Annotated in this window: 16 protein-coding genes; 12 read left to right on the top strand and 4 right to left on the bottom strand. The window is 58.3% G+C overall.

The genetic code is table 11. From position 1 onward, the window contains the following. The first annotated feature begins 5 nt into the window (after positions 1-5). Positions 6-1,406 (top strand): ABC transporter permease, encoded by a 1,401-nt coding sequence (locus NUV55_RS04665; protein WP_367280349.1) that lies wholly within the window; start codon positions 6-8, stop codon positions 1,404-1,406. 85 nt (positions 1,407-1,491) lie between these two features. Then, positions 1,492-3,519, top strand: coding sequence for an ABC transporter ATP-binding protein (locus NUV55_RS04660; RefSeq protein WP_296670815.1), 2,028 nt, complete (start codon positions 1,492-1,494; stop codon positions 3,517-3,519). 15 nt (positions 3,520-3,534) lie between these two features. Here NUV55_RS04660 and NUV55_RS04655 read toward each other — a convergent pair whose 3' ends face one another. Together NUV55_RS04655 and gloB are read right to left on the bottom strand one after the other, a co-directional pair. Then, positions 3,535-5,001 (bottom strand): transglycosylase SLT domain-containing protein, encoded by a 1,467-nt coding sequence (locus tag NUV55_RS04655; protein WP_296670812.1) that lies wholly within the window; start codon positions 4,999-5,001, stop codon positions 3,535-3,537. A gap of 136 nt (positions 5,002-5,137) precedes the next feature. Further along, positions 5,138-5,914 (bottom strand): hydroxyacylglutathione hydrolase, encoded by a 777-nt coding sequence (gloB, locus tag NUV55_RS04650; protein WP_296670811.1) that lies wholly within the window; start codon positions 5,912-5,914, stop codon positions 5,138-5,140. 58 nt (positions 5,915-5,972) lie between these two features. Here gloB and NUV55_RS04645 point away from each other — a divergent pair, with 58 nt between their 5' ends. From NUV55_RS04645 to NUV55_RS04600, 10 genes are all read left to right on the top strand, one after another. Further along, positions 5,973-6,716, top strand: a complete 744-nt coding sequence (locus NUV55_RS04645; protein WP_296670809.1) for a class I SAM-dependent methyltransferase — start codon at positions 5,973-5,975, stop codon at positions 6,714-6,716. A gap of 108 nt (positions 6,717-6,824) precedes the next feature. Continuing rightward, on the top strand, positions 6,825-7,262 hold the full coding sequence (rnhA, locus tag NUV55_RS04640; protein WP_296670807.1) for a ribonuclease HI: 438 nt from the start codon (positions 6,825-6,827) through the stop codon (positions 7,260-7,262). Positions 7,263-7,683: 421 nt separating this feature from the next. Beyond that, entirely contained in the window at positions 7,684-8,379 is a 696-nt protein-coding gene (locus tag NUV55_RS04635) for a hypothetical protein (protein WP_296670806.1), read from the top strand. Continuing rightward, positions 8,376-9,287 carry a hypothetical protein gene (locus tag NUV55_RS04630; protein ID WP_296670805.1) on the top strand — a complete coding sequence of 304 codons (912 nt, stop codon included), beginning with the start codon at positions 8,376-8,378 and terminating at the stop codon, positions 9,285-9,287. Before NUV55_RS04635 ends, NUV55_RS04630 begins: the two co-directional genes overlap by 4 nt. 44 nt (positions 9,288-9,331) lie before the next feature. Then, entirely contained in the window at positions 9,332-10,081 is a 750-nt protein-coding gene (dnaQ, locus tag NUV55_RS04625; RefSeq protein ID WP_296670803.1) for a DNA polymerase III subunit epsilon, read from the top strand. A gap of 165 nt (positions 10,082-10,246) precedes the next feature. After that, complete coding sequence (locus NUV55_RS04620) at positions 10,247-11,038, top strand: hypothetical protein (RefSeq protein WP_296670802.1); 792 nt, start codon at positions 10,247-10,249, stop codon at positions 11,036-11,038. 112 nt (positions 11,039-11,150) lie between these two features. Beyond that, positions 11,151-11,921: an ABC transporter ATP-binding protein gene (locus NUV55_RS04615; RefSeq protein ID WP_296670800.1), complete on the top strand. Its 771-nt coding sequence runs from the start codon at positions 11,151-11,153 to the stop codon at positions 11,919-11,921. Next, complete coding sequence (locus NUV55_RS04610) at positions 11,918-12,745, top strand: ABC transporter permease (RefSeq protein ID WP_296670798.1); 828 nt, start codon at positions 11,918-11,920, stop codon at positions 12,743-12,745. The genes NUV55_RS04615 and NUV55_RS04610 overlap by 4 nt, the downstream gene beginning before the upstream one ends. Before the next feature lie 61 nt (positions 12,746-12,806). After that, the gene (locus tag NUV55_RS04605; RefSeq protein WP_296670797.1) at positions 12,807-13,034 is read left to right on the top strand and encodes a hypothetical protein; all 228 of its coding nucleotides are present in this window, start codon (positions 12,807-12,809) and stop codon (positions 13,032-13,034) included. 98 nt (positions 13,035-13,132) lie between these two features. Then, positions 13,133-13,705, top strand: a complete 573-nt coding sequence (locus NUV55_RS04600) for a hypothetical protein (RefSeq protein WP_296670795.1) — start codon at positions 13,133-13,135, stop codon at positions 13,703-13,705. A 51-nt stretch (positions 13,706-13,756) separates the two neighbouring features. Here NUV55_RS04600 and NUV55_RS04595 read toward each other — a convergent pair whose 3' ends face one another. Next, positions 13,757-15,193: an efflux transporter outer membrane subunit gene (locus NUV55_RS04595; RefSeq protein WP_296670794.1), complete on the bottom strand. Its 1,437-nt coding sequence runs from the start codon at positions 15,191-15,193 to the stop codon at positions 13,757-13,759. Continuing rightward, positions 15,180-18,386, bottom strand: coding sequence for an efflux RND transporter permease subunit (locus NUV55_RS04590; RefSeq protein WP_296670793.1), 3,207 nt, complete (start codon positions 18,384-18,386; stop codon positions 15,180-15,182). Before NUV55_RS04590 ends, NUV55_RS04595 begins: the two co-directional genes overlap by 14 nt. Positions 18,387-18,406 lie beyond the last annotated feature (20 nt).

The following is an 18,406-nucleotide window of genomic DNA, read 5'->3' as shown; positions in this document are numbered from 1 at the left end:
ACTCCATGCTATTCCGGCCCGAAATACTGTGGACCGACTTTCTGATATTTATCTTGATCGGATCCATTCTGGCCTTCGGCGTCTATACCTGGCGCCACGAGCACCTGCGTGTGCCTTGGCGCCAGGTAGCGCGCCGCCCCATGGCCATGGCCTCGCTGGTCATCCTTTTGTCTTATGTGGTCGTCGGCGTGATGGATTCCATTCATTACCGCCCCTTGCAGGAAGAGCAGAAATCGGGTGCACCGGTTTATTCCAACGAAGTATTGAGCCTGCTGGACATGGCAGCGACGCCTTTGCGGGCCCGCACTGAAAAAACCTATTCCGCACCGTTTGCCATGCAAGCCTATTCGAAGGAGACCGTGGAATACCCGGACGGCCGGCACGCGCGCGAAAACTCGCGATTGCTTCATGGCGGCGCGCATTTGCAAGACCCCGGTGAGCGTGCCACGGATATCGTCCGACGTGCCGGCACCGCCACGCTGGCGGCGTTGGGCTTGTGGCTGCTGCTGATGACAGGCTTCCTGTTTTTGTGGCGCCAATCGCGGGAGTCACTGACACAGGCGGCACGCAGATTGGCGCGCGGCGAGAGTGATTTTCCGTGGCGCACTGTTTTGATCACAGTTGGTATCCTTATAATTTTGGCCACGAATGCCACATACTTGTCGCTCTACTATCACATCTTCGGCACCGATCAGGTTGGCCAGGATGTGTTCTTAAAATCCCTGAAGAGCGTTCGTACCGGGCTGGTGATCGGCACGCTCACTACGCTGGTCATGCTGCCGTTCGCCGTGCTATTCGGCATCATGGCCGGGTATTTTCGTGGCTGGGTGGATGATGTTATCCAGTATGTCTATACCACCCTGAGCTCGATCCCTGGCGTGCTCCTGATCGCTGCCGCGATCCTGAGCCTGCAAGCGTATATCGCGATCCATCCCGAATCATTCACCAGTGCCACAGAGCGTGCGGACATCCGACTGCTGTTTTTGTGCCTGATCCTCGGCGTCACCAGCTGGACCAGTCTGTGCCGGTTGCTGCGTGGCGAAACGCTCAAACTGCGTGAAGTGGACTACATCCAGGCTTCGCGCGCCCTGGGAGCGAGCCACCTGTCAGTCATGTCACGCCATATATTGCCCAACGTCATGCATATTATTCTCATCGCGGTGGTGCTGGATTTCAGCGGGCTGGTGCTGGCCGAGGCGGTGCTGTCGTACGTGGGTGTCGGTGTGGACCCGACGATGGACAGCTGGGGCAACATGATCGTGAGCGCGCGCCTTGAAATGGCGCGTGAGCCTCTGGTGTGGTGGAGTCTGGTTTCGGCGTTCGTATTCATGTTTGGATTGGTGCTGGCGGCCAATCTGTTTTCCGATGCCGTGCGGGATGCGTTTGACCCGAGATTAAGAAAATGAAAGGGAACCACGGGGAACACGGGGGTTTTCAAAGGATTGCATGTAATTCCTATCTTTCCCCGTGCGCCCCGTGGTTAAACGCCTTATGACTAAAATCTTGCTCAAGGTCGAGAACCTCAAAACCTGGTTCGATACGCCCGAGGGCACGGTACGCGCGGTGGATGGGATCGATTTCGATATCGCTCCCGGCGAGACACTGGCCTTGCTCGGAGAATCCGGCTGCGGCAAGTCCATCTCCGCGTTGTCGCTGTTGCAACTGGTGCCGGAACCGGCGGGGCGCATTGTTTCCGGTCGCGCGCTGTTGCGAGATCAGGACGTGCTGGCACTGCCTGAGCGGGAAATGCGCGCTATCCGCGGCAAGCGTATGGCCATGATCTTCCAGGAGCCGCAGACTTCGCTCAACCCGGTGCTGACCATCGGTGAGCAGATCAGTGAGGCGATTCCGGAGGTGGGTAAACTTACCCGGCGCGAGACGCGCACACGCGTCGCCGAACTGCTGCAGGCCGTTGGCATTGCCGATGCCGCGCGGCGTTACGATGAGTATCCCTTTCAACTTTCCGGCGGCATGAAACAACGCGTCATGATTGCCATGGCGCTGGCAACCGAGCCCGACTTGTTGATCGCCGATGAGCCGACCACGGCGCTCGATGTCACGATTCAGGCGCAGATTCTGGCCTTGCTCAAGGACATCCAGCAAAAGACCGGCATGGCCATGCTGCTCATTACCCATGATCTCGGGGTAGTGGCCGAGATGGCGGACCGGGTGGCGGTAATGTACGCAGGACAAATCGTTGAACTTGCGCCGCGTAAAAAATTCTTCTCTGATCCGCAGCATCCCTATTCACGCAAGTTATTCCGTTCCGTGCCGGGCCGCCTGCAGCGTGGCGCCGCGCTCGATGTGATCAGTGGCAGTGTGCCGTCGCTGATGCAGGAATTCCGCGGTTGTCGCTTCGCCGAGCGTTGTGACCGTGTCTGGGATTTGTGCCACAAGAAGTTGCCGGGCTGGATCGATCAGGATGAGCGAGGTGTTCGGTGTCACTTGTATGATGAGTCGATTTCAGCGCCTGCCGCGCCGCGATCGCCACGCCGGAAAGCTCGCAAAACCCCGCCGTCAGCGACACACAAGGCCGGTGAGGCGCTATTGCAGGTACGTGACCTCAAAGTGCATTTCCCGATCCATAAAGGTGTGTTCCAGCGTGTGGTGGGGCACGTGAAGGCGGTCGATGGGGTGTCGCTCGATATCGCGCGTGGGCGCACGCTGGCGCTGGTGGGGGAATCCGGCTGCGGCAAGACCACCGTCGGCAAGGGCATCCTCCAGCTGGTTCCGCCCACGGGCGGGCAGGTTTTGTATAACAAGCGCGAGCTGACGCAACTGAAAGGCGAGGAATTGCGCGCCTTGCGGCGCCACTTCCAGATTATTTTTCAAGACCCCTATGCCTCGCTCAATCCGCGCATGCTGGTGGGCGAGATCCTGGAGGAAGGCATGCGCGCCCAGCGGATTGGTACTGCCGGTACGGAGCGTCTGGCGCGGGTAACGGACTTGTTGCAGCAGGTGGGCCTGCCGGTGGATGCGCGTAGCCGCTATCCGCATGAGTTCTCTGGCGGTCAGCGCCAGCGTATCAGCATTGCTCGGGCATTGGCCGTGGAGCCGGAATTGATCGTGTGCGACGAGCCCACCAGCGCCCTCGACGTGTCGGTGCAGGCGCAGGTGCTGAACCTGCTCAAGCGCCTGCAGGACGAGCTGGGGCTGAGCTACCTCTTCATCACGCACAATTTGTCGGTGGTGGAATATCTGGCGCACGAAGTGGCGGTCATGTATCTCGGCCGTATCGTGGAGCGCGGACCGGTGGATGCGGTGCTTTCCACCCCCAAACATCCTTACACCGAAGCGCTGTTGTCGGCGGTGCCGGTGATCGATCCGCGCGAGAAACGCACCATCATCCGCTTGCAGGGCGACATGCCCTCACCCAGCCATCCGCCCTCAGGCTGTCATTTCCATCCGCGTTGCCCGCAGGCGATGGACATCTGCCGCCGGGAGTATCCCGCAACGACGATGTTCGGCGGTGCGCACGAAGCGCACTGCCATCTATTTACCACGGAAAAAAAGAATTAAAACCGGAAAGAACGGCTAACCGTTCGGGACAGGAGTCTCGATCGCAGCCGTGGGTGAGCCGTTAGGCCAGATTTTAAGTTTCTGGCCCAGACGCAGGATGTCGTTGGCTTTGATGAAATTCCATTTGATCAATTGGTTCACCAGCACGTTGTAGCGCCGCGCGATACTCGACAGGGTATCGCCCCGGCGCACGCGATGAACGATGTTCTCGCCGCGCTTGGCCGTGTGCGCTTCGGTTGAGCGATAGGTGGTGCGCACCGCCGCCACCGTGAGCGGACGGGCGGATATCGGGATCAGCAGGTCTTGACCGACGCGCAGCAGATTGCTGCGCAGGTTATTGGCGGTGCGAAGCGTCTCAGCGTCGAGCGCGTAACGCCGGCCGATCTCGGACAGTGTTTCGCCGCGCTTGACGGCGTGGTGCTGCCACTGGATTCTTTCTTCTTCCGGCATATTGCTCAGCCCCTCAAGCAGGGCTTCTTTCTTGTCGGCCGGCACCAGCAGGTAATGCGGGCCGTCGGGATGGGTGGCCCAACGGGTGAAGCCGGGATTGATCAAATGCAGATCGCTCACCGGCAGATCGACCAGCTTGGCGACCACGCCGAGATCCACCTGCGAGCCGGTTTCGACACGCGTGAAATAGGGCTCGTTGGGGATATCGGCCAGTTTGACGCCATATTTGTCGGGGTCCGCCACGATGCTGGCCATGGCCATGAGCTTGGGCACGTAGTGCTGGGTTTCGCGCTTGAGCTTGAGGTATTGGTAGTCCGTGGATTTTCCCTTGCGCTCGTTGTATTTAATCATGCGCCCGACCTTGCCCTCGCCGGCGTTATACGCCGCCAGCGCCAGATGCCAGTCGCCGTCAAAATCGTTGTAGAGTTTCTCGAGATAATTCAGAGCCGCCTGCGTGGAGGCCTGCACGTCGCGCCGGCCGTCGTACCACCAGTTGGCCTTCAGGCCATACAGCCGGCCGGTGGCTGGCATGAACTGCCACAGACCCGAGGCACGGGCGCGCGAGTAGGCATTCGCCTTATAGGCGCTCTCGACGGCGGGCAGCAAGGCGATTTCCATCGGCATGCCGCGTTTCTCCACTTCCTCGACGATGTAATAGAGATAGAGGCTGGCGCGCTCCATCATGCGTTGCATGTATTCGGGATTGTTGGCGAACCAGCGCGCTTCGCGTTCCACCAGCGGGCTGTCGAGCGGCTTGATGGAAAATCCGGCGCGAATCCGGCTCCAGATATCTGAATGGTTGGCCGAAGCCGCTCCATCATCGAACGTGGCAACGGGCCTGGTGTTTTCTGCTCTGGGTTTTACCGTTGCGACCGGCGCGGGGGAATCTTCCTTGGAAACGAACGGAGCAGCCGGTGTCGACGCCGAATCCTTGGCGGTCTGGTCGGTCTCCGGGGAGGTTGTCGCGCACCCGGCGGCGGCCAGGAGGAAAACAACGGACAGGACCTGATTCTTAATTCTTTTACAATCCATATGGGGCAATAGTATTTGTTGGAGAAATGAGCGTCAACCCGTTGAACTACAAAGTTTAAGTAAATGCGAATATCGGCATTTGTCCAGTGCGAGAGTAATCGGAATCGGTACCTTTGTCTGAAACAATGCCCGCCGCTTATCCCCTGAAACTGTCCTTCCATCGGCGCAGCACCGCGAACACCTCCACCTCGGAAACGAGGCTACGGCCAGCCTGTTTCTCCGCGGACTGCCGCACCCCGGGCTGTCCGGAGCGTAAAAACGGGTTTACGCGCCGCTCCAGGCCAATGGTGGAAGGTAAGGTGGGGAGCTGCAGCTTGCGTTGTGTCTGCGCCCGTTCGCGATAAGCGAGACTGTCGACATTGTTTGGCTCGACTGCGAGGGCGAAGCGCAGATTGGCCTCGGTGTATTCATGCCCGCAGTACACTCGGGTAGCCTCGGGCAGCGCCGCGAAGCGGGACAGCGAGGCATGCATCTGCTCGGCGGTACCCTCGAACAGCCGCCCGCACCCGGCGGAGAACAGGGTATCGCCGCAGAACAGCATGCCGCCGCCAAAGAAGGCGATGTGTCCGGCGGTATGGCCCGGCACGTCGAGGACGTCGAATTCCAGATCGAGTTCGGCAAGCTTAATATGATCGTTATCCTTGAGCCGATGTGTGAGCGTGGAAATGCGCTCGCGCGCCGGGCCGTACACCGGGATGGAGTATTCTTTAAGAATGTCCGCCACGCCGCCCACGTGGTCGCCGTGATGATGGGTGCACAGGATAGCGGCCGGCTTCAGATGCTGCTTTTCCAGAGCGGCCAGCACCGGATCGGCGTCGCCGGGGTCGATGATGGCCACATGGCCCGGCGATTTCCCGCGGATCAGCCAGATATAGTTGTCCTCGAAGGCGTGGGCGTGTAAAACTTCAGTCATGCATTCAGTTTGAGTTGATACCGGGAAGACGTCAATGAGTGATCGTGATTCCTGTTCCATGAGGCGACAGCAACTGAGCCAGTGGTTCGATTCGCCGCTCGGGCGGTCGCTGCAGGCGCACGAGGCGCACCACTTGCGCGCCGTGTTGCCGAATCTTTACGGCACCGTGGCGGCCCAGCTCGGGCGCATCGGCGAGCTCGACCTCATGGATTCCTGCATCGCCCCCACGCGCATCATGCTCGACGACCACGATGGCCCCGGCAAATGCCGGGTGCGCAGTGTTCCGGAAGAACTCCCGCTCGACACCCGAAGCACCGACGTCATGATCCTGCCGCACACGCTCGATTTCTGCGACGATCCGCACCAGGTCCTGCGCGAGGTCGATCGCGTGCTGCGCCCGGAAGGGCATGTGGTGATCCTGGGATTCAATCCCATGAGTCTGTGGGGATTCCGTCGCCTCGTCGCGCGCCGGCCGCGCGCCGCCCCGTGGTGCGGGAAATTCTTGCGCCTGTCACGCATCAAGGACTGGCTGGCGCTGCTCGATTTCGAAACAACGCACGGCACCATGCTCTATTACCGTCCGCCGCTGCGCAATGAAGGTTTCATGCAGCGCCTGCACTTCCTCGACAAGATGGGCGACCGCTGGTGGCCGATGATGGCGGGGGCGTATCTGGTGGTGGCGAAGAAACGCGTCGTCGGCGTGACCCCGCTGCCAGTCAGTTGGAAAACCAAACGCGCCGTCGCGGCGAGCGCGGCGCAATCCACCGCGCGCGGGATGATCCTGCCGTTCCGCAAGCAATAAATGCTTTTTATAAATTTTCACCGCAAAGGCGCAAAGAGCGCAAAGAGTTCTTGAAATTTAAAAATGCTTTTCTTTGCGTCCTTCGCGTCTTTGCGGTGAGTGGTCATCGTGGATAAAGTCACGATCTTCACTGACGGTGCCTGTCGCGGCAATCCCGGACCCGGGGGCTGGGGCGCGATCCTGTTCAAGGACGACCACGAAAAAGAACTCTACGGCGCCGAGCGCGAGACTACCAACAACCGCATGGAGCTTATGGCGGCCATCTGTGCACTCGAAGCCCTCAAGCGCCCGTGCGAGATCACGCTCACGACCGACTCCCAGTACGTGAAAAAAGGCATCACCGAATGGCTTGCGAACTGGAAACGCCGCGGCTGGAAAACCGCGGACAAGAAACCGGTGAAGAACCAGGATTTATGGCAACGCCTCGACGAAGCGGCGCACAAGCACAAGATTCACTGGAAGTGGATCAAGGGGCATAGTGGGCATGAGGAGAATGAGCGCGCCGATCAGCTGGCGAATCGGGCGATTGAGGAGATGTTGAGTTAGTTCCCTCTCCCCTTGCGGGAGAGGGGTAGGGTGAGGGGTGAGATTATGTTTTTTGTCGAGCGAGCTTCCCCCGCGTATTTACTTGCGGTTCCCCGCACCGCGGGCGGGTTTCTTTCTCTTGTCCGGCCAAGAGAAAGAAACCAAAGAGAAAGCCGCCCGGATGGCACATTGTCCTGCGCTCCGCGGCTTTGGGTTCCCGGCGCTGGCCCAACGCGTCGTCCCTGCCGCGTGGGCCAGTTGCACACTTCCTGTGTGCAACCTCTTCGAGGCGCTTACCCAAAGCCTTACGGTGCTCGGATGTGCCATACGGGATGTGAAAAAACCACTGCTAGTTTTGCTGCAGTGCTTGGCTCGCAACGTAAGTGAAAAGTTTTATGAATTTTCTTGAACATATTCAAATTGCGTCTGCTAGCGCATAAATATGGCATACGACTTTGCGGCAATTCATCTCAACAGCCAGACTACATCGAATTTCTGGGAACGGCTCGATGCTTATCGAGATTGCGCAACTCGATTAAATGAATACCGACAAGAAATTAAATGGGGTACGCATTCAGTAAGTGTTGAGCGAACTATTCAGGGGTTACCTCGAATTACAGGATCATTACCAAACGAACGCGAACTAGAAGGTTTGCTACTTCGCTTCAGACTTTTCGTTTTGAAAAGTGAAAAATCCTGTTTTGAATATTTTATTAACGCGCTGCACGATTCTTCTAGCGACGAGTTGCTTAAACTATATACGTCTTATGCCAAGAGAGAGTTTCATAAGAGTAAAATTCTAGGAAATGCATTGCTTGGTTACCAGGGTGAGTACACGCCCATGACGATTATCGATATTTGGTTTAACTCCCACTATTTTCATAGGTCTGGAAAAAGGAGCCCACTTAAGGCAGCTAAATTAAAAAATTTCAAATCTGCTGTAAGTGAAAATGGTGCAAAAATAACGTTGTTTCATGCTGTCTGGGATGTCTGTAATCTTGTGCGTAACGTGAACTTCCTTGTAGCCAATACATCTAGAGAGAATCCTGTAGTGTTAGTACCGGTTTCCTGTAACTTTGGCCACTCTTGTATATTGGGCATTGATGACTCTGAATTCAAAACACAGGAGGGATCATGAATCATAAGAAAAATTCTAGTGCAAAAAAGATTTCCACACTCACAGGAATGCTTATGTGGTGTCTTATGACGCTTGTGCACAGTATGCCGCGAGATAAGACGCCAAGTGATTTTCCAGAGGCAAATGCCAGAATTGGGCAGTCTTTCATATTCCGCGAAGCAGATGAATCAATTGCGAAATATGGTTATATGGATATAAGTAAAAATAAAAAAAGAACTTATGGTGATAAGTTGAGTTATGAGGAGTACAAAGGAAAAAAAGGTAAAGTCATTGGGATTATTGCCATACCTCTGACGAGGTTTAGCGAGACTTACCTTTGGCATCTAGAGCTAGAAGGAGGAGAAATAGTTTATGCTCGCTGGAGTCCCGTATTGTCCGACCAGATAAATGATCTTGTATTTCAGTCTGATTTAGATGAGGCACAAAAAGTAATTGGGGAAAAAATTTGGCTGAACTGGACACAACCAGGAATTAAAAAAGGTTTGATTTCTTCATCAAAAGACGTCATTCGTCATGTTTCTCATCTTGAAGAGGTTCAAGTCGTTGGTATTGATACTATGCGATATGGTCATGGTACTGGCGCAGCACCGTTCTGGCTAAGAGTGAAATTTGGCGATGGACAAGAAGCTCTGCTGGGTTACAGTCAGCGGAATTTTTATGCACAAAACCCTATTAAAAGTGCATGGGACAAGAAGACTATAGAGTCAATAAAACAAAAAAAGGTTTTTATTGGGATGACAGCTGAGCAACTAATATTGTCTTGGGGTAAACCGGAGAAAGTTAATCGCACGATCACAAAAAACGTGACTCATGAACAATGGATATATGGCAATCAGTATGTTTATGTTGAAAATGACAAGGTAACAGCAATCCAAGAGTCTGCGGGCCAAGTTAGACGCCGTTACTGAATAAAACTCATTGGATATTGTTAGGTACACACGAGGAATACAAATTGCGCCAGATAATTCTCGATACGGAAACCACCGGTCTCGAACCTTCCGAGGGTCACCGGGTCATTGAAATCGGCTGCGTCGAGCTGATCAACCGGCGGGCGAGCAGTAATCGCTATCAGCAGTACCTCAACCCGGAGCGCGAGATTGATGCCGGGGCGATGGAGGTGCACGGGATTACGAATGAAATGGTGGCGGAGAAGCCGAAATTCGCCGATATCGCGCAGAGCCTGCTGGATTTCATTGAGGGTGCGGAGCTGATTATCCATAACGCACCGTTCGACGTGGGATTCCTCAATAGCGAACTAACCCGGATGGCGAACAACGGGAAGCCGGTCCGCATTGACGAAATCTGTACCGTGGTGGATACGCTGAAGCTGGCACGCTCCATGCACCCGGGTCAGAAGAACGATTTGAATTCACTGTGCGGGCGCTATAGCGTGGACAACTCGCACCGCACGTTGCACGGCGCGCTGCTCGACGCCGAAATTCTGGCGGATGTGTATCTCGCCATGACCGGCGGCCAGACCGGGCTGTTCGAGGACACACACAGCCATATGAAAGGCGCTACGACCGGCAACATCGTTGCCACACCCTCGGATATCCGCCGCCTCGACCCGAAGCGCCCGAAGCTGCCGGTGATCGCGGCGAGCGCCGAAGAACTGGCCGAGCATCAGGTGTGGCTGGAGGAGTTGGACAAGAAAAGCGGCGGCAAGTGTTTGTGGAAAAAGCTGGATACTGTCCCTTCCTGATCCTGCAAAATCCCCGGTTTTTCGATCCCTGCGCCATGCAGGATCGCCGGTTTTGTGGCGCGTGGTTATCCCCTGTGCTAATCCTTCTTAATCAGGAAACGATTTCAAGCTGAGGGATAAAGCATGTACAGGGCAATCACATTTCTATTCTTACCGGTTATTTCCATGTTGGCACTGCTCGGCGGCTGTGCGAGTGGGCCATCGCTGCAGGAACTGCGTGGCGATGTAAAAACCGCCACTATCGTGCAACACGGCAAGGAACCGCTGCGTTACGCGTTCGGCGTTGTGGATACCTCAAGCTTCTGGGCTGCGTATGGTGGCGGTGTTTCGGGCCAGTTGGGCGGCGGTGCGGTCTGGCAGGGGCTGGAAAGCAGTGGGAAGGCCGAACAGGCCAAACGTGCGCCGACGGTGGCCGAGGTAATGCGCAGTTTGTACAACAACCATCCGCTGGTGAGCCAGGTCTCGTCAGCACTGATTCCAAAGTTCTCCGCAGTCTGGGGACAGAATTACGACCCATCGCGTCTGCGGGTCGTGAATTCCAACACCCCTATACGTGATGCGGACCTCAATTTTGTCGCATTCAATCCGGTGACCGATCTGGTGCTGGTATTTGAGGTGAGTGAACTGATGCTGACCGAACGCCAGACCATGGGCAACGCCTTGGCGGCCGGCTTCACCCTTGGCACCAATACCAAGAACGTGACCGCCCAAGTCACCGTCTGGCTGGAGGCCTACAAGCGTGACGCGGCCAGCGGCAAGTACAAGCGTGTGTGGCTGAGTTCCTGCGGCGCTGACTCCAACTCCATGCCGATCGACTTCCCATTCCCGGAAGTCATCAAGTCGCGCGACAAGGCCAAGCAGTTGTGGGATGCGGCAACGCCGCTGGCCATCGAAAGATGCGCCAAGTATTTTGATATGCTGGCTGAGCAACAGCGCAAGGCGGCCCAGGGAAGCTGACGCCAACACGGGGTGTAGCGTCTGCCTGATCGCCCGCAGACCGCGGTGCGCTTCCCCGCGCGTCGCCGGTGCTGCTGACAATCTCGCCATGCTGCGCTAATCTGCGCCCCTCATGTCTGCATCCGTTGTTTCCGTTTCCCGCGTCCGCAAGCATTTCGACAGCGTCATCGCTGTCGATGACATCAGCTTCGATGTCGCGGCGCAATCAACCACGGCGCTGCTTGGCGGCAATGGCGCCGGCAAGACCACGACGCTGTCCATGCTGCTCGGCTTGCTATTGCCAACCTCGGGCAGCATTTCCGTGTTCGGCGTGGACATGTTGCGCCACCGTTACCGTGTGCTGCCGCGCCTGAATTTTTCCTCGCCGTATGTCGACCTGCCGCGCCGGCTCACGGTGCGTCAAAACCTCACGGTTTATGCGCGTCTTTACGGAATTATCGACATCCCCGCACGCATCAAGGCGCTCAGCGAGGAGCTCCAGATCGGGCGTTTTCTGAATCGTCCCTATGGCCAACTCTCGGCGGGGGAGAAGACGCGCGTGGTGCTGGCCAAGGCGCTGTTGAACGAGCCGGAACTGATACTGCTGGATGAACCGACCGCCTCGCTCGACCCCGACACCGCCGATTACGTGCGAGGCATGCTGGAGGCCTATAAAAAGCGTACCGGCGCAACCATCCTGCTGGCCTCGCACAACATGTCCGAGGTCGAGCGCTTGTGTGATGACGTCATCATGCTGCGTGCCGGCAAGGTCGTGGACCGTGGCACGCCGGCGCAATTGCTGACGCGCTACGGACGGAAAAATATGGAAGAGGTATTCATCGACATCGCCCGTGAGCGCCGTCTGGAACTCACCCTCGATGAGCAGCAGGCGTCGCAGCAATGAGCATAATTGCGCACGCGCACACCGGTTTTATCCCTTCGCTGCGCCGGATCTACGCGCTGGTACTGCGTCATACCTACCTGCTGCGCAGTTCCGGGCCGCGCATCCTGGAGCTGGTGTATTGGCCCACGGTGCAGATGATCCTGTGGGGCTTCATCACCATGTTCCTGATCAACCACAGCTCCTGGATCGCGCAGGCTTCGGGCGTGCTGCTGTCGGCGGTACTGTTGTGGGACGTGTTGTTTCGCAGCCAGCTCGGGGTGTCGCTGGTGTTCATGGAGGAGATGTGGTCGCGCAATCTCGGCCACCTGTTCGTCAGCCCCTTGCGTCCGACGGAACTGGGCTGCGCGCTGCTGACCATGAGCCTGATCCGCACCGTGATCGGCGTCGGCGGCGCGGCGTTCATCGCCATTCCGCTGTTCAATTTCTCCGTATTCAGCTTGGGTCTGCCGCTGCTGGCGTTTTTCATCAATCTCATTGTGATGGGCTGGGCCATCGGCCTGCTGGTTTCGGGCATTGTGCTGCGCTACGGCCTCGGCGCGGAAAGCATGGCGTGGATCGCCATCTTTGCGGTGCAGCCCATCAGTGGCGTGTATTACCCCATATCAACCCTGCCCGAATGGCTGCAATACGTCGCGGCCATGCTGCCATCGAGCCATGTGTTCGAGGGTATGCGTTCGGTGCTGTTTGACCATGTCTTTCGCGTGGATTTGCTGATGCACGCCGTGCTGCTCAACGTGGTCTATCTCACGGCGGGTTTTGTTTCGTTCCTGGCGTTCTTCAAACTCGCGCGCGTGCGTGGTCAGTTGCTGCACGTCGGAGAGTGATGACACGCGAGTAACGCCGGGGTAGCATTCCCGGGCTTTCACCTATCTACAGGAACACACCATGCCTTATTTCGTTTTCCGGATTGCAGCCGACAAGCAGCTGAAACTCGTCAAGACCTGCGAGAGATACAAGGAAGCGAAAGACCTCTGCCGTGAACTGCGGATAGCCGAATCGCCTGACAATCCCAACGTTATCCGCATGGCGTTCGCTGAGAATGAGATCAAGGCCAAGCACCTGCTCGCCGAAAAGCGTCAGCCCAGTTCTCCGCTGGAGGAATGGGAGGCATAAATTCCCCGCTGAACGGTGTTGTATCGTTTCCTCTCATCGTGCGTTAATGCAGATGCACATGGACGCGTGCGAAATATAACTGCAACAAGGAGGAAACAATGCAAGGGACACTGGTAACAGCGGTATTGGGCGGAATGCTTCTGCTGTTTTCTCTCAGCAGCCCGCTGTGGGCGCGGGTTGACGCCGATGAGGCGCAACTCGAAACCATCCGCAAGGACTTAGACGAGGATTTAACGGCGAAGAGTGAGACTGACAAGATTCAGTCGCTGGCCAAACAGTTCAATGTTGCCCCCGATGTAGTGCAGGATCTGCGCGCCAAAAAGCAGGGATGGGGCAGTGTGAGTATCGAGCTTGCCATGGCGCAGGAATTTTCGAAAACCGACCCAAACACCTATCCGAAGCTGACCGACGCATTGCAGCACATCGAATCTCTGCGCGCGAAAAAAATGGGTTGGGGCCAGATTGCCAAGGAACTTGGCTTCAAGCTCGGCCCGGTGGTCAGCGCCGCACAGCACGTGCGTAATGAGCTGCGCAAGGATTCCCGTCCGGTAAAATCCACTGTTCCTAAAATTGAGAAGCCTGAAAAGACAGCAGTAAGAGCCGAGAAGCCCGTACGACCTGAGCGCGTAAGCCGGCCGGAACGCCCCGAAAGAGCGGCACGGGCGCACTGAATCATCGATGGTTAAACACAAAGGGCCCTTATGGGCCCTTTGTTGTTTGGATCAGGAACCCGGGTTCCAGCCGCCACCGAGTGCTTTGAACAAGTCGGCAACGGCGGCGCGCTGCGCGCGCAGGGCATCGCTGCGATTGAGTTCGGCGGCAAGCAAATTGCGTTCGGCGTCGAGCACGTCAAGCTGGCTGGAAATACCGCTACGATAGCGCAACTTGGCCAGGCGCAGCGTCTCGCGCAGGGTAGCGGCGCGCTTGTCCTCGGCATCGAATTGCTCGCGCGTCTTGGTTTGGGCCACGATCGCGTCGCGCACCTCGCGGAACGCGTTCTGAATCGCCAGTTGATATTGCGCGAGCGCCTGGCGCTGGCGCGCGCTGGCGGCATCCACCTGGGAACCAACGCGTCCAAAGTTCCAGATTGGTTGTGTGAGCGCTCCCGCCGCCTGCCAAGTTCCGGCAGGGCCGGTAAAAAGATCGCTCATGGCCGCGCTTTCACCGCCGAAAAAGCCGGTGATCGACAGGGACGGAAAATAGGCTGCGCGCGCGACACCAATGCGGGCGTTGGCGGCGATCATGTGCTGTTCGGCCTCGAACAGATCGGGACGGCGCAACAGCAGTTCCGAGGGCAGGCCGACGGGCACCACGAGTGCTTGCTGTGGCTTGGCCGGCGCATCCATCGTCGCTGCTTTTACCACCACAACCCCTGTGTAGATGGCGCGGGGACTGCGGCCGAGGAGGACCGCGAGCGCGTTTTCCTGCCGGGTGCGCCGGCTTTCGAGGGCGGGTAGTTGCGCGCGTGCCGCCAGTTCCTCGGCCTCGAGCTGGAGGTATTCGAATTCGGAAATAACGCCGGCATCGTAGCGTTTTTTCTGAAGCGCAAGCGATTCTCCGCGTGAGATCACCGAGCGCTGCGTCGCGGCCACCTGCTCATCCAGCGAGCGCAGCGCAAAATAGGCCTGCACTACGTCCGCGGCCAGTGCAATCCGCACGGTTACCTGCACCGCCTCGGTGGCGAGCAGCTCGGAACGGGCGGCGGCGGTGGCATTGCGCAAACGACCCCACAGATCGAGCTCGTAAGCCAGGTTCAGCGTGCCGCGATAATTGTCGCGCTGGCGTGCCGCGCCCGGTGGCAGTGGCGTGGCAGTGCGCAGCGAGGATTGTGTGCGATCACGGCTGTAGGTGGCGTCCAAGGTCGGGAATTGTCCGGAACGCGTTTCACCCAGCAGGGCGCGTGCCTCGTCCACGCGTGCGACGGCGACGGCAAGGTTGGCATTATGCGCCAGCGCTTCATCCACCATGCGGGTGAGCTGCGGATCATCGAATATCTTCCACCACGTTGCACCGAGAGTGGTGGCGCTTTGACCTTCCGGCATTTTCCAGTCTGACGGCAGGTCGCTTGCCGGGCGCTGATAATCCGGCGCGAGGTTGATACAACCTTCCAGCGCCAGGATCATGATGAAGGTGACGCCATGACGATTAAACCTCAACATCGCCATCCCCCTTCATGCGCGGCGCCACGTGCGGTGCGCGCACGGTCTTGTGTTCCAGTTGCTTGTGATGCTCGACCTCGGCTTTGATTTCCGCCGTCGAACGTTTTTCCGTCAGGTGCCGGTCGGTGACTAGTTTGAAAAACATGGGTACAAAGAAAATCGCCAGAAAGGTGGCGGCCAGCATACCGCCCATGACACCGGTGCCGACCGACTGGCGCGCACCGGCGCCGGCACCGGTGGAGATGGCCAGTGGCAGCACGCCGAGAATGAAGGCTAGCGAGGTCATGAGGATCGGGCGAAAACGCAGGCGTGCCGCTTCGAGCGCGGCGGCCGAGGCCGACAGGCCTTCGTGGTGTTTCAATACCGCGTATTCGACGATCAGGATCGCGTTCTTGGCGGCGAGACCGAGTAATGTCACCAGGCCGATCTGGAAATAGACATCATTGGTATAGCCGCGCAGCCACACCGCGGCGAGTGCACCGAAAGTGCCGAAGGGCAGCGCCATCAGCACGGTCAGCGGCAGCGACCATTTGCTGTATTGCGCGGACAGAATAAGGAACACCATCACCACCGCCAGGCCGAGCGCGAGGCCGGAGGTGCCGCCGGATTTTTTCTCCTGGTACGAAGCGCCGCCCCAGTCATAGCTGAAGTCGGGAGGGAGAACTTCTCCGGCAAGGCGCTCGACCTCGGCAATCGCCTGTCCGGAAGACACCCCGGGCGCGCCCTGGCCGAACATCTTTACCGCCGGCAGGTTGTTGAAGCGGTCGAGCGCGTCCGGCCCGGCGGTGTAACGCACTGTGGAGAGCGCGCTGAGCGGAATCATCTCGCCGTTGTCAGAGCGCACGTAGATGTCACCGATTGCGCCGGGTTCCTTGCGGTAGACCGGGTCGGCTGACATCAGCACCTGCCAGGTGCGTCCGAATTTGTTGAAGTCATTGACGTAATAGTTGCCGAGCGTGGCCGCCAGTGAGCCGTACAGTTCGTTGAGCGGCACGCCGAGTGCCTTGGCCTTTTCGCGGTTGACGTCCACGTAGAGTTGCGGCGCGTTCGCGCGCCACAGGGTCTGCACACCGCCGAGCATCGGGTCGCTGTTGGCGCGTTGCAGGAATTGGCCCATTACCTGGGCCATGCGTGCTGCACCGCCTTCGCCGCGGTTTTGCAGGTACAGCTCAAAGCCGCCGGCGTTGCCGAGACCGAAGATTGGAGGCGGAGGGAAGGACAGCACCAGCGCTTCCTTGATATGCCCCGTCTTCATATACAGCTCGCCCACGAGTTCCTTCGTGCCGACGTCGCGGTCGTCCCAGTGCGTCTGGGTGACGAAGATGGTGGCGGCGTTGTTGCGGAAATAACCGGCGAGAAAATCGAAGCCGGTGAAGGCCACCGCGTTCTCGTTGGCCGGATTGGATTTGATGGCCTCGATGACTTCACTGACCACCTTGTCGGTACGCTCGAGCGAGGCGCCGTCCGGCAGGATCACCGCGGTAATGTAATAGCCCTGGTCCTCGTCCGGTACCAGGCTCCCGGGAGTGAGGCGCCACAGGCCGGTGGCGACCAGGACCATGACCAGAAACAGGGCCAGGCCGATGCCGCCGCGGCGGATCATCCAGGCCACGCCGCCGGAATAGCGCCCCGTCATGCGGTGGAACCAGTCGTTGAACCAGTTGAAGAAGCGGTTGGGGACTTTGTGCTCGTGCTTCAGGATCAGCACGCACAACGCCGGCGTGAGCGTGAGCGCCACGAATCCGGAGATCACGACAGCGATGGCGATGGTGACCGCGAACTGGCGGTACAGCTCTCCCGTCAGCCCGCCGAGGAAGGCGATCGGGACGAACACCGCGCACAGTACCAGCACGATGGCAATGATCGGGCTGGAGACCTCGTTCATGGCCTTGATGGCGGCATCGCGCACAGCGGCACGTTCTTCGTGCATGATGCGCTCGACGTTTTCCAGCACCACGATGGCGTCGTCCACCACGATGCCGATGGACAGCACCATGCCGAACAGCGTCAAGGTGTTGATCGAGTAACCGAGCAGGTACATCCCCGCGAAGGTCCCGAGCAGCGATACCGGCACGGCCGCGAACGGGATGAGTGTGGCACGCCAGTTCTGCAGAAACAGGAACACCACCAGGAACACCAGCAGCATCGCTTCCGCCAGCGTTTTCACCACCTCGCGGATGGACACCTTCACGAAGCGCGTGGTGTCGTAGACGACGGAGTGTGTGACGCCGTCGGGGAAGCGCTGCGCCAGCTCTTCGATTGTTTTTTCCACGCTTTCGGCCACTTCGAGCGCGTTGGCTCCCGGTTGGAGGAAAATACCGACCAGTATTGCCTGCTTGCCGTTGACGCGGCCGATGAAGTCGTAGTCCTTGGAACCGAGCTCGATGCGGGCAACGTCCTTGAGACGCAAAGTCGAGCCGTCGGAATTGGCGCGCACGATAATGTTCTCGAATTCGCGCGCCTCGCTGAGGCGACCCTTTGTGGTGATGGTGTAAACCAGCTCTTGCGGCCCGCCGGTCGGCGACTGCCCGATCTTGCCGGCAGCGAATTGCGCGTTCTGCTCGTTCAGCGCGCGGATCAGGTCGTTTGGCGTTAGCCGCAACTGGGCCAGGCGATCGGGTTTGATCCAGATGCGCATGGCGTAATCCTTGGCGCCGAAGATTTGCACGTTCGTGGTGCCCGGCACGCGCTTGAGGGCATCGAGCACGTTGAGTGTGACGTAGTTGCTGATGTACAGGTTTTCGTAACGCCCGTCGGGCGAGTAAAAGGCGAGCACCTGCAGGAACGAAGACGAACCTTTCTCGACCGTCACGCCCTGGCGGCGCACTTCCTCCGGCAGTCGCGGTTCAGCCTGTTTGACGCGGTTGTTGACGTTGAGCGCGGCCTGGTCCACGTCGGTGCCAATGTCGAACGTGACCTGGATCTGCACCACGCCGTTGGAGCCCGAGTTCGAGCTCATGTAGATCATGTTCTCGACGCCGTTGATCTGGTTCTCCAGCGGCGCGGCCACAGTCTGCTCGATCACTTCGGCCGAAGCGCCGGGATAGACCGCCTGCACCGTGACAACAGGCGGGGCGATTTCCGGATACTGTGCGATCGGCAGGATGCGCATCGACGCCAGTCCCGCAATGACAATAAAGATGGACAGTACGGCCGCGAGGATCGGGCGATCTATAAAATAACGCGAGAACATGACGTTGCTCGGAGGATCCG

The sequence above is a fragment of the Sulfuricaulis sp. genome (genome assembly GCF_024653915.1).
Taxonomy (GTDB): domain Bacteria; phylum Pseudomonadota; class Gammaproteobacteria; order Acidiferrobacterales; family Sulfurifustaceae; genus Sulfuricaulis.
The sequence above is the reverse complement of the archived record's forward strand: the minus strand, read 5'-3'. Positions and strand labels throughout refer to the sequence as shown.

Coding starts and splice junctions, on each gene's coding strand:
- NUV55_RS04645 (WP_296670809.1), top strand. CDS start 5,973: ATGAGGCGACAGCAACTGAGCCAGTGGTTCGATTCGCCGCTCGGGCGG.
- NUV55_RS04595 (WP_296670794.1), bottom strand. CDS start 15,193: ATGTTGAGGTTTAATCGTCATGGCGTCACCTTCATCATGATCCTGGCG.
- NUV55_RS04610 (WP_296670798.1), top strand. CDS start 11,918: ATGAGCATAATTGCGCACGCGCACACCGGTTTTATCCCTTCGCTGCGC.
- NUV55_RS04605 (WP_296670797.1), top strand. CDS start 12,807: ATGCCTTATTTCGTTTTCCGGATTGCAGCCGACAAGCAGCTGAAACTC.
- NUV55_RS04600 (WP_296670795.1), top strand. CDS start 13,133: ATGCAAGGGACACTGGTAACAGCGGTATTGGGCGGAATGCTTCTGCTG.
- NUV55_RS04660 (WP_296670815.1), top strand. CDS start 1,492: ATGACTAAAATCTTGCTCAAGGTCGAGAACCTCAAAACCTGGTTCGAT.
- NUV55_RS04630 (WP_296670805.1), top strand. CDS start 8,376: ATGAATCATAAGAAAAATTCTAGTGCAAAAAAGATTTCCACACTCACA.
- NUV55_RS04655 (WP_296670812.1), bottom strand. CDS start 5,001: ATGGATTGTAAAAGAATTAAGAATCAGGTCCTGTCCGTTGTTTTCCTC.
- NUV55_RS04620 (WP_296670802.1), top strand. CDS start 10,247: ATGTTGGCACTGCTCGGCGGCTGTGCGAGTGGGCCATCGCTGCAGGAA.
- NUV55_RS04635 (WP_296670806.1), top strand. CDS start 7,684: ATGGCATACGACTTTGCGGCAATTCATCTCAACAGCCAGACTACATCG.
- gloB (WP_296670811.1), bottom strand. CDS start 5,914: ATGACTGAAGTTTTACACGCCCACGCCTTCGAGGACAACTATATCTGG.
- NUV55_RS04615 (WP_296670800.1), top strand. CDS start 11,151: ATGTCTGCATCCGTTGTTTCCGTTTCCCGCGTCCGCAAGCATTTCGAC.
- NUV55_RS04590 (WP_296670793.1), bottom strand. CDS start 18,386: ATGTTCTCGCGTTATTTTATAGATCGCCCGATCCTCGCGGCCGTACTG.
- NUV55_RS04665 (WP_367280349.1), top strand. CDS start 6: ATGCTATTCCGGCCCGAAATACTGTGGACCGACTTTCTGATATTTATC.